Below are 12,132 nucleotides of genomic sequence, written 5' to 3' on the forward strand. Positions count from 1 at the left end.
CTAGTCGCCGATGATGCGGATCTCCTCGCCCGCCGCGTCGGCCGGGTCGGCCGCGGTGGTGAACCAGTGGGTCACCTCGCCGTCCTCCAGATCGGCGGGGATGTCGCCGGTCGGGAGGACCGAGAGCGCGCCGGCGGTCGACGAGGACAGGAATTCGTCGATGGCCGCGGTGCCGGTGGAGGCGGTGGTGTACGTGGTCGACTCGTAGTCGATCTCGTGGTCGGCGCGCAGGGTGGCCGCGCGGTCGAGGGCCTCGGACTGGGTGAGGGTGGCCCAGGTGTCGGCATCGCGGTAGATGAAGGCCGGGTCGGTTTCGGACAGGGGGCGGACTCGGTCGCTGTAGGAGACCGGGTGCGCCGGGCGGGCGGTCAGGTCGGCCTGGACCTTGGGGTCCGAGGGGACCAGCCAGCGGACCGAGCTGGCGGCCGGTTCCAGGGCGATGCCGAAACCGGCTCCGGCGGCGAGGATGTCGCCGAAGGAGAGGGTGTCGGCGAACAGCGCCGCGGCGCCGGCCTTCTGGATCGCCCAGACCGCCACGACCGCGTCGACCGAGTGCGGGAGGGCGACGGCGACGATGTCGCCGGGGCCCGCGCCGCGGTCGATGAGCAGACGCGCCAGCTGGGAGCTGCGCCGGTCCAGGACGTGGTAGGCGATCTCCTCGCCGCCGGACAGCAGGGCGGGGGCCTGCGGGTCCTCCTCGACGACCTCGGCCAGCACGTTGGCCACGGTCGCCGTGCCCACCCGCGCCGCCTCGGCCGCGGAATCGGCCGGGGTGACGGCGCTTTCGGCGAGGATGCGGGCGCGTTCGGTGGCATCGAGGATGTCGATGTCGCCGACCAGGCCGTCGGCGTCGCCGGCCAGCGCGTCCAGGATCCGGTTGAAGCGCGCGGCGAGGATGACGACCTCGTCGGCGGTGAACCGGCTGCTCAGGTAGCGCATCGAGATATCGATGGTCTCGCCCGCCATGATGACCAGGCTCATCGGGTAGTGGGTGTTGTCGTTGATGCCGACACCACTGACCGACATGCCGTCGATGGAGCTGGCGGCCGCGATCGCGTCCTTGTCCACCGGGTAGGACTCGAACGCCATCATGGTGTCGAATTCCGCTCCGGCGCCGGCCGATTGCAGGATCTCGGTGAGCCCGATGTGGTGGTGCTCGAGCAGGTCGGCCTGATCGCTCTGGACGCGCTGCAGCAGCCCGCCGATGGTCAGGCGGTCGTCGACCCGGATGCGCACCGGCACCGTGTTGATGAACAGGCCCACCATGGATTCCACGCCCGGCAGGTCGCCGGGGCGTCCGGAGACCGTCGCGCCGAACACCACGTCGCCGCGCCCGGTGAGGCGGCCGATCAGCACCGCCCAGGAGGTCTGGATCAGCGTGTTCAGCGTGACGTTGAGTTCCCCGGCGCGCTTGGTGAGCGCGCGGGTGCGTTCGGCGTCGATTTCGACGGTGTAGCGGCCGATCTCGTAGTTCTCGTCGCGGGTGGCGGCGGGCGCGAGCTGGGTGGGCTCGCTGACCCCGGCCAGGGCGCGCTTCCACGCCTCGATCGACTCGTCCCGGTTCCGTCCGGCCAGCCAGGCCAGGTAATTCCGGAACGACGGCACCCGCGGCAGCACCGAGGCGTCGCCGCGCACCGCGTACAGCACCAGCAGGTCCTGCATGAGCAGCGGCATGGACCAGCCGTCCACCAGGATGTGGTGGGTGGTGATGACCAGGTGCACCAGGTCGTCGCTGATCCGGAACACGTTGAACCGCATGAGCGGAGCCGCGGACAGATCGAAGTGATCGGCGCGATCGGCCTCGATCATCTCCCGCATGCGCGGATTGCGTTCGGCCTCCGGCAGTTCCGTCAGGTCGATGACCTGGAACGGCGCTTCCACGCGATCCAGCACGACCTGGTGGGCCTGACCGTCGGCGTCGGTGACGAACGCGGTCCGCAGGCTCGGGTACCGGTCGAGGATGGCCTGCGCGGCCACCTTCAGCCGGTCCACGTCCACCACACCGCTCAGGTCGAGCACGGTCTGAATGGTGTAGACGTCCACCGTGTTCTGGGTGAGCAGCGCGTGGAACAGCAGACCCGACTGCAGCGGCGAGAGCGGCCAGACATCCGACAGGGCCGGGTAGCGCTGCTCCCAGACCTCGATGTCGGACTGATCCACCCGCACCAGCGGCAGGTCGGACGGCGTGAAGCCGCCCGCGTCCGGGCGTTCGGTGTGCGCGGCCAGCGCGGTCAGCGCCGCCACGAACAGATCGGCGAACTCCTGCACGCGCTCCCGCTCGAGCAGCCCGGTCGGGAAGGCGAAGGCCGCGCCCAGCCGGGTGCCGTCCTCGCCGTCGGTGGCGATCGCGTTGATATCGATGACCGCGTTGGCGGGCATGTCCGCGTCCATCTCGGCATCCAGGCGGCCCAGATCGTCGGCGGGGGTCCACCCGATCTCGGTCAGATGCTCGGGCACCTCGCCCGCGGAGACGCGGCCCAGGTAGTTGAAGCTGATCTGCCCGGCGTCGCCCAGCTGTGCGGCGGTCTCGGGGTTGAGGTAGCGCAGCAACCCGTAGCCCAGGCCCTTGTCGGGCACCGCGACCAGCTGTTCCTTCACCGATTTGACGATGTCGCCCAACGACTTTCCGCCGGCGAAGGCATCGGTCAGATCGGCGTCGCCCAGATCCACGCGGACCGGGTAGGCCGCGGTGAACCAGCCGACCGTGCGCGAGAGATCCGCGCCGGGCACGATCGCTTCCTCGCGACCGTGGCCCTCGAGCTTGATCAGCGCGGCCGATCCGGCCTCGGCGCCGCGCCAGCGCGCGACCGCCATGGCCAGCGCGGCCAGCAGACCGTCGTTCACGCCGCCGCGGAACAGCGCCGGCACCCTGGTCAGCACCGCTTCGGTCACCTCGGCCGGCAGCGACACCTCGACCCGCTCGACGGTGGCGAAGGTGTCGACGCGCGGATCGAGAGCCCGCGAACCCAGCAGCGGATCCGGCGTGCTGGTGACCTGCTGCCAGAACGGCAGCTCCGCGACACGTTCCGGCGAGGCGGCCGCTTCGACCAGGGCGTGTGCCCAGCGCCGCATGGAGGTGCCGGTCTCGGGCAGCGCCAGCGGCTGGTCGAAGGCCAGCTGCGACCAGGCCAGGCCCAGGTCCGGAATCAGAATGCGCCAGGAGACGCCGTCCACCACCATGTGATGCGCGACGATGAGCAGCACATCACGCCGGGTGCCGTCGAAGGCGAACCAGACGAACTCGATCATGCGGGCGTGCGCCGGATCCAGTCGTCCCAGCGCCGCGTCGAATTCGACGCTGCCGATCCGCGTGAGCTCCGCATCGGTGATGTCGCCCGGCAGGTCGACCCGGTGCACCAGCGCGTCGACGTCCACCGCGCCGCGCTCGAGCGCCTCGAAGACGAAGCCCTCCTCGGCGTTGCCGCGCAGGCGGGTGCGCAGCACGTCGTGGTGGTCGTACACGGCGGCGATGGCGCCGGTCAGGGCGGCTCGGTCGATGCCGTCCGGCAGGCGCAGCGCCATGGTCTGCGAGAACCGGTCGTAGGTCGAGCCGTTGCCCAGGATGGCGTGCATGATCGGCGTCAGCGGGATGTCGCCGACGCCGCCGCCGGGCAGTTCGGCCAGCTGCTCGGTCCGCGAATCCCCGCCCAGCACCGCCACTTCGGCGAGTCCGGCCACGGTGCGGCGTTCGAACACGTCGCGCGGGCTGAACACGATGCCCTGGGCCTTGGCCCGCGACACCAGCTGGATGGACAGGATGGAGTCGCCGCCCAGGGAGAAGAACGAGTCGTCCGCGCCGACCCGCTCGACGCCGAGCACGTCGGCGAACACCTCGGCGAGAACGGCTTCGATCTCGGTGACCGGCGCGCGGAAATCGCGTGCGGTGAACACGGGTTCGGGCAGTGCGCGCCGGTCCAGCTTGCCGACCGGGGTGAGCGGGATGGCGTCGAGGACCGTGATGGCGGTCGGCACCATGTACTCCGGCAGCCGGCCCTCGACATGCTCGGTCAGCGCCGAGACATCGATGGTGCCGCCCGCGACCGGCAGCACGTAGGCCGCCAGGATGGTGGCCCCGGCCTCGGTCTTGTGGCCCACGGTGACCGCGAAGTCGACGCTCTCGTGCGAGGCCAGCGCCGCGTCGATCTCACCGAGCTCGATGCGGAAACCGCGCACCTTCACCTGGAAGTCGTTGCGGCCCACGTACTCCACCAGGCCGTCCGGGGTCCAGCGGACCACGTCACCGGAGCGGTACATGCGCTCGCCCGCCACGAACGGGTTCGCGACGAACCGCTCGGCGCTCAGGCCCGGGCGGTCGTGGTAGCCACGCGAGAGCTGGATACCGGACAGGTACAGCTCGCCCGCGACGCCCACCGGGACCGGCCGCAGGCGCGAGTCCAGGATCAGGGCCTGCATGCCACGGATCGGACCACCGATGGTGACCAGATCACCCGGCACCAGCGCGTCGCTGATATTGGTCATGATCGTGGTCTCGGTGGGGCCGTAGCCGTTGTGGAACGCCCGAATCGGGCGGTTCTGCTGCGTCCCCTCGCCGATGGGCACCGCCCACTTCTCCACCAGATCGGCCGGTACCGCTTCACCACCGGCGACCAGCACGCGTAGCGAGTCCAGACCCTTCGGGTCCAGGGTCGCGAGCGCGGCCGGGGTGATGAACGCGTGCGTGGCCCGCTCGCGCTTGATCAGCTCGGCCAGCTCCTCGCCGCCGTAGACACCCGGCGGCACCACGACGAGGGTGCCGCCCGCGCCGATGGCGAGCAGGTACTCGAGCACCGACGCGTCGAACGACGGCGACGCGAAGTGCAGTGCGCGCGAACCGGAGTCGAGGTGGTAGCGCACGATCTGCTCGGTGGCGAAGTTGGCCAGACCGGCGTGCGTCACCACGACGCCCTTGGGCATGCCCGTGGTGCCGGAGGTGTAGATCACGTACGCCACGTGCTCGGGCCGCACGACGCCCCAGCGTTCGCCGTCGGTGACGGGTTCGGCCGAGTGCGAGGCGATTTCGGCCTGCACCATGGGGTCGTCGAGCGAGATCCAGCCGGCCAGGCTCGCGACCGGCGGCAGCCCGTCGAGCTCGGCGTCGATGGTCAGGCCCAGCACCGCGCCGGAGTCGTCGACCATGTGCGCGATGCGGTCGGCCGGGTAGGACGGATCCACCGGCACGAACGCCGCGCCCGACTTGGCGACGGCCCAGATGGCCAGCACCGATTCGAACGAGCGGCGAATGGCCACGGCGACACGGGTTTCCGGTCCGGCGCCGCGCTCGATGAGCACCCGCGCCAGGCGCGAGGAGGCCGCGTCGAGTTCGGCGTAGCCCAGGGCCTGGCCCTGGAAGGCGACCGCCTCGCCGACCGGGTTGTTGGCGACGGCCTCGGCCAGCAGCTGCGGCAGGGTGCGCGGCGCGACGGCGGGACCGCCGCGGCGCGCGATCAGGTCGGCGCGTTCGTCGGCCGCCAGGATCTCGAGATCGCCGACCGCCTTGCGCGGTGTCGCGACGATCTCGCCGAGCAGCCGGACGAACCGCTCCGCGAACAGTTCGACCGTGCTCGGGTCGAACAGGTCACGCGCGTACCCGAATTCGGCGTACATGCCGGCCTCGGCCTGCGCCTCGGACTCCTGGATGGTCAGCATGAGGTCGAACTTGGCGACCTCGGTGTCGAAGTCGACGGCCCCGACCCGCAGCTCCGGCAGTTCGAAATCGCCGGTCGGCAGGTTCTGGAACGACAGCGCCACCTGGAACAGCGGGTGCCGCGCCGTGGACCGCTCCGGGTTGAGCAGCTCGACGAGCCGCTCGAACGGAATGTCCGCGTGCGCGAACGCCTGCAGGTCGGTGTCCTTGGCCTGGGCCAGCAGCTCTTCGAAGCTCTGCTGTCCGTCGACCTTGGTGCGCAGTGCCAGCGTATTGACGAACATGCCGATGAGGCCGTCGAGTTCGGCCTCGCCGCGACCCGCGATCGGCGTGCCGATGGCGATGTCGTCGGTGCCCGACAGTCGTGCCAGGAACACCGCGAGCGCGGTGTGCACGACCATGAACATGGTGGCGTTCCGATCGCGGGCGATCCGCTGCAGGCCGCGGTGCAGATCGGCGTCGATCGGGAACAGGAACTTGCCGCCGTCGAACGACTGCACCGTCGGGCGCGGCCGGTCGGACGGCAGGTTCAGCTCATCGGGCAGATCCGCGAGCGCGGTCCGCCAGTACTCGGCCTGCGCCGAGACGAGGCTGGCCGGATCGTCCTCGGAGCCGAGGATCTCGCGCTGCCACAGCGCGTAATCCGCGTACTGCACCGGCAGCGGCTCCCAGCCCGGCGCGGAGCCGTTGGCCCGCGCGGCGTAGGCGATCATGACGTCGCGGGTCAGCGGGCCCATGGACCAGCCGTCCGCGCTGATGTGGTGGGCGACGAAGACCAGCACGTATTCGGCGGCCTCGGCGTCCACGACGCGGAACAGCTTGGCCCGCAACGGCACCTCGGCGGTGACGTCGAAGCCCGTGGTGACCAGCGCGGTCACCCGGCGCTCGAGTTCGACGGCGTCGATCGGCACCGGGGTCAGGTTCGGCGCCGCCTGCTCGGCGGGCACGATCACCTGCGCCGCGGCGCCCTCGTGCTGCGGGTACACCGTGCGCAGGGTCTCGTGCCGCTCGACCACGTCGAGGACGGCCTGCTGCAGCGCGGCCACATCCAGTTCACCGGTCAGCCGCACCGCGACCGGCACGTTGTACGCGGCCGAGGCGGTGTCGAACTGGTTGAGGAACCACATGCGCTGCTGGGCCAGCGACAACGGCAGCCGCTCCGGCCGTTCCCGCGCCGCCAGCCGCTGCCGCCCGCCCGCGCCCGCTTCGGGCGCGAGAGTAGCGGCCAGCCCGGCGACCGTGGACACCTCGAACAGCGTCCGCACCGGCACCCGGGTGTCGAGGGCCGCGCCGAGGCGCGCCGTCACCTGGGTGGCCAGCAGCGAGTTGCCGCCGAGGGCGAAGAAGTCGTCGTCGGCGCCGATGCGTTCCACGCCGAGCACGTCGGCGAAGACGCCGGCGATGGCGATCTCGATGTCACCTTCCGGAGCCCGGAATTCGCGGGCGGCGAAGGTCGGCTCGGGCAGCGCCTTGCGGTCCAGCTTGCCGCTGGTGTTCAGCGGGAAGGCGTCCAGCGCCACGACGGTGGCCGGAACCATGTAGGCGGGCAGCGTTTCCGCCGCCGCCGCGAGCAGCGACTCCTGATCGATGGCGTAGCCCGGCGCGGGCACCGCGTACGCGACCAGCTGATCGCCCAGCGAGGTGGGCAGCACCAGCGCCACGGCCTGGCTGACCGACGGCTCGGCCAGCAACGCGGTCTCGATCTCGCCGAGCTCGATGCGCTGACCGCGGAACTTCACCTGGAAGTCGGTGCGGCCGATGTATTCGAGCCGCTGCGGCGCGTCGCGCCACACCACCAGGTCACCGGTGCGGTACATGCGCGCGCCCGGTTCGAACGGGTTGGCCACGAACCGATCCGAGGTCAGGTCCGGCCGGCGCACGTAGCCGCGCGCCAGCTGGTCACCGGCCAGGTAGAGCTCGCCGGGCACACCGGCCGGGACCGGCCGCAGGCGCGAATCGAGCACGTAGACCTGGCTGTTCCACTGCGGCAGGCCGACCGGGACGGTGCGGACGTCGCGGCCCTCGGCGGGCCAGTAGGTGATGGACACCGTGGCCTCGGTCGGGCCGTACAGGTTGTGCACCTTGATGCCCTCGCCCAGGGCGAGCACCGAGTTGACCGTCTCCGGCGGCAGCGCCTCACCGATCACGAACACGTCGCGCAGGGTGGGCATGGAGCCCGCCCGGGTGTGCGCCGCGAACACGGTCAGCATGGAGGGCACGAAGTCGGTGACCGTCACGCCCTGCGCCGCAATGGTTTCGGCGATGTAGTCGGTGTCGCGGTGACCGTCGTGGGTGGCGACGACCAGGGTCGAGCCCGACCGCAGCGGCATGAAGTAGCCCCACAGCGACACGTCGAAGGTGGTGGCCGTCTTCTGGAAGTAGACGTCGCTCGGACCCATCGGGTACTCGTCCAGCATCCAGGTCGTCTGGTTGTGGATCGCGCCGTGGGTGATGGCCACGCCCTTGGGACGGCCGGTGGAACCCGAGGTGAAGATCACGTAGGCCGGGTTGTCCGGGCGCAGCGGGCCGGACAGCTCGGCCGCGGTGAGCGGCTCCGCCGAGAACTCCTCCAGCCCGACGGTGTCCAGGCGCAGCACCTGGATGCCCTCGGGCACCTCGACCGCGTCGGCGGTCGTGGTCAGCACGCACGCGGGCTGCGCCGTGTCGAGGATGTGCGCGATGCGCTCGGCCGGGTGGTCCGGATCCAGCGGCACCCACGCGCCGCCCGCGGTGACGATCGCGTACATGCCGACGACCAGGTCGAGCGAACGGCGAATCGCCAAGCCCACCAGCGATTCCGCGCCGACGCCCCGGTCGACGAGCAGACGGGCGAGCTGGTTGACGCGCCGGTCGAATTCGGCGTAGGTCAGCTGCTGTCCCTCGTAGACCACGGCGACCCGATCCGGGTACGCGGCCACGGCGCGGCGGTAGCCGTCGAGCAGCAGCTCCGGCGCGATCTCGCGCCGGGTCTCGTTCCAGTCCACCAGCATTCGCGAACGCTCGGCGGTGTCGAGCAGTTCGATCTCGCCGACCGGCCGGCGCGGCCCGGCGGCCACGGCCGCCAGCACGCGGAGCAGACGCTCGGCGAATCCGGCCACGGTCGAGCGGTCGAACAGGTCGGTGGCGTAGACCAGGTTGCCGACGATGCCGTTCGGGGCGCCGTCCTCGCCGTAGGTGTCGGTGACGATCAGGTTCAGGTCGAACTGCGCCGTGTTCTGGTCGGCGTCGACGCCGGACACGGTCAGGCCCGGCAGTTCCAGGCTGGTGCGGCCCAGGTTCTGGAAGGACAGGCCGACCTGGAACAGCGGGTGCCGCGCGGTCGACCGAACCGGGTTGAGCACCTCGACGAGTCGCTCGAACGGCACGTCCGCGTGCGCGAAGGCCTGGATGTCGGTCTCCCGCTGGCGCGCCAGCAGCTCGGTGAACGATTCGGCGGTGTTCACCCGGCTGCGGAACACCAGGGTGTTCACGAACATACCGATCAGGTCGTCGAGGACGGCCTCGCCGCGGCCCGCCATCGGGGTGCCGATGGCGATGTCGTCGGTCGCGGACAGGCGCGCCAGCAGCACGGCGAGCGCGGTGTGCACGACCATGAACAGGGTGGCGCCCTCGGCGCGCGCCAGATCCACCAGGGCCTGGTGCAGTTCGGCGTCGACGCGGACCTCGACGGTGTCACCCTGGAACGACGGGTTCGCGGGACGCGGCCGATCCGCCGGCAGGTCCAGCTGCTCGGGCAGGTCGGCGAGTTCCTGCTTCCAGTAGGCGACCTGCTTGGCGGCCAGCGATTCCGCGTCGTTCTCGTCGCCGAGCAGTTCGCGCTGCCAGATGGAGTAGTCCGCGTACTGCACCGCGAGCGGGGTCCAGCCCGGGGCCTGCTTGATGGAGCGCGCCGCGTAGGCGGTCATCAGGTCGCGGGTCAGCGGAGCCACCGAGGAGCCGTCACCGGAGATGTGGTGAATGACCAGGGCGAGTACGTATTCCGTGCGCACCGGGGCATTCGGGTCCACGGCCGGGTACTGGCCGGTGGGGGCGATATCGGCGAAGTCGAAGGTGTAGGCCGCCGCGTGCGCCGCGGCTTCCGACTCGGCCGGAGCCGGAGCCTCGTCCTCGATCTTGAACAGCGCCACCTCGAGCGGCACCTCGACGGTCACGTCGAAGCTGGTGGAGGTCAGCTCGACCACCGCCCCGACGACCTCGTCGGACGTCACGGTGCGCACCGCGAGCTCCGGCACGGCCTGCGCCGGCGGCAGGATGACCTGTACCGGACCGTCCTCGGTCTGCGGGTAGATGGTGCGCAGGATCTCGTGGCGGGCAACCACATCCGCGATGGCGGCGCGCAGCGCGTCCTCGTCGAGCGCGCCGGACAGGCGCACCGCGACCGGCACGTTGTAGGCCGCCGAGGCGGTGTCGAAGCGGTTGAGGAACCACATGCGCTGCTGTGCCAGCGACAGCGGGATGTTCTCCGGTCGCGGCGCGGCGGTCAGCGCCTTGCGGCCGCCGGCCCCGGCGTCGCGTTCCACGCGGGCCGCCAGCGCGGCCACGGTGGACGCCTCGAACAGCAGTCGCACCGGCACCCGGGTGTTGAGCGCCTCGCCGAGGCGCGCGGCGACCTGGGTGGCCAGCAGCGAGTTGCCGCCCCACTGGAAGAAGTCGTCGTCCAGGCCGATACGGCCCGACTCGACACGCAGCACCTCCGCGAACACGCCCGCCACGATCTGCTCGATCGGGCTGACGGGAGCGCGGAAGACCGCCTTCTCGAAGGTGGGCTCGGGCAGTTCCTTGCGGTCCAGCTTGCCGTTGGCGTTGAGCGGCAACGCGTTCAGCGGCATGAAGACCGACGGGATCATGTACGACGGCAGTTCGGCGGCCAGCGCCGACTGCAGCGCCTGCTTGTCCGGGTCGCCGTCGGCGCCGACCACGTAGGCCACCAGGCGGTCGCCCAGCACCGGGTCGGTGTGCGCGACGACGGCGGCCGACGCGATGGAATCCAGGCGCAGCAGCGCTGATTCGATATCGCCGAGCTCGATACGGAAGCCGCGGATCTTCACCTGGAAGTCGGTGCGGCCCCGGTACTCGAGTTCGCCGTTGGCCTGCCAGGCCACCAGGTCACCGGTGCGGTACATACGGGAACCGTTGTCAGCGAAGGGATTCGCGACGAAGCGGTCCGCGGTGAGGTCCGGGCGGCCGAAGTAGCCGCGCGCCAGCTGCGCACCGGCCAGGTACAGCTCGCCGGACACGCCCACCGGCACCGGCCGCAGACGCGAATCCAGCACGAACACCTGGGAGTTCCATTCGGGCGAGCCGATGGACACCGACAGCTCGTCGCGTTCGGTGACCCGGTGGTTCGTGATGGACACCGCGGCCTCGGTCGGGCCGTACAGGTTGAACAGCTCGGTGCGCGGACGCTCCCGCAGCACCCGCTGCGCGAGCGGGCCGGGCAGCGCCTCACCGATGGCCAGGATCCGCCACAGCGAGTCCGGAAGGCCGTCGGTCAGCAACGCGTCCAGCATCGACGGCACCACGTGCAGGGTGGTCACCCATTCCCGCGCCATGAGCTCGTTGAGGTACGCCGGATCCTTGTGCCCGTCGGGCGCGGCGATGACCATGCGGCCACCGCAGGCCGCGGCCGACCAGAACTCCCAGACCGAGAGGTCGAAGGTGGCGGCGGTCTTGAGCAGCACCGCGTCGGCCGGGTCGAGGCCGAATTCGGTGACCTTCCACAGCAGCTGGTTCACGACCGCGCCGTGCGGCAGCGCCACACCCTTGGGGCGGCCGGTGGAGCCGGAGGTGAAGATGACGTACGCCGTATTGGCGGCGGTCAGCATCCGCACCCGGTCGGCGTCGGTGACCGGCTTGGCCGAACGAGCGGACAGGTCCAGCTCGTCGATGCGCAGTACCTCGGCCAGCTCGGTGTCGAAACCGACCGCGGCCGTGGTGAGTACGGCCTTGGGCGCGGCGGTCTCCAGGATGTAGCCGACGCGCTCGGCGGGCTGATCCGGATCGATCGGCACGTAGGCGGCGCCGGCCTTGGCGACCGCGTACATGGCGACGACCAGGTCGGTGGACCGGCGAATGGCCAGGGCCACCCGGTCTTCGGTGCCGATGCCGCGCGCGATGAGCTCGCGGGCGAGCTGGTTCACGCGGGCGTCGAGCTCGGCGTAGGTGAGGTTCTCCACGCCGTCGGCGGTGTCGGCGACGATGGCCACGGCCTTCGGGTCGTCGGCCACCGAGCGGTCCAGCACCGAGACCAGGGTGGCCGCGGAGCCGCCGTCCATGACCGCGTCCACGTCCTGCGCGGTGTTGTTCCAGCGCTGCAGGATTCGGGTGTTCTCGTCGGCGTCGAGCAGGTCGATGTCACCCACGGCCACGCTGGTGTCGGCCAGGATGGCGTCGAGCACCCGCACGAACCGGTCGGCGAACGCCCGCACGGTCGATTCGTCGAACAGGTCGACGGCGTAACCGAATTCGGTGAGGATCTCGGCCGGGGT

Annotated in this window: 1 protein-coding gene (cut by a window edge); it reads right to left on the minus strand. The window is 70.9% G+C overall.

Annotation, left to right across the window (positions count from 1 at the left end):
* A protein-coding gene (locus ACWELJ_RS06370) for a non-ribosomal peptide synthase/polyketide synthase (protein ID WP_452365131.1) crosses the window boundary here: on the minus strand, window positions 1–12,132 show its 3' portion. It continues 32,106 nt past the right edge of the window; 12,132 of the gene's 44,238 nt are visible here — the last part of the coding sequence; the start codon falls outside the window, past its right edge; its stop codon occupies window positions 1–3.

The organism is Nocardia sp. NPDC004582, from assembly GCF_053602115.1.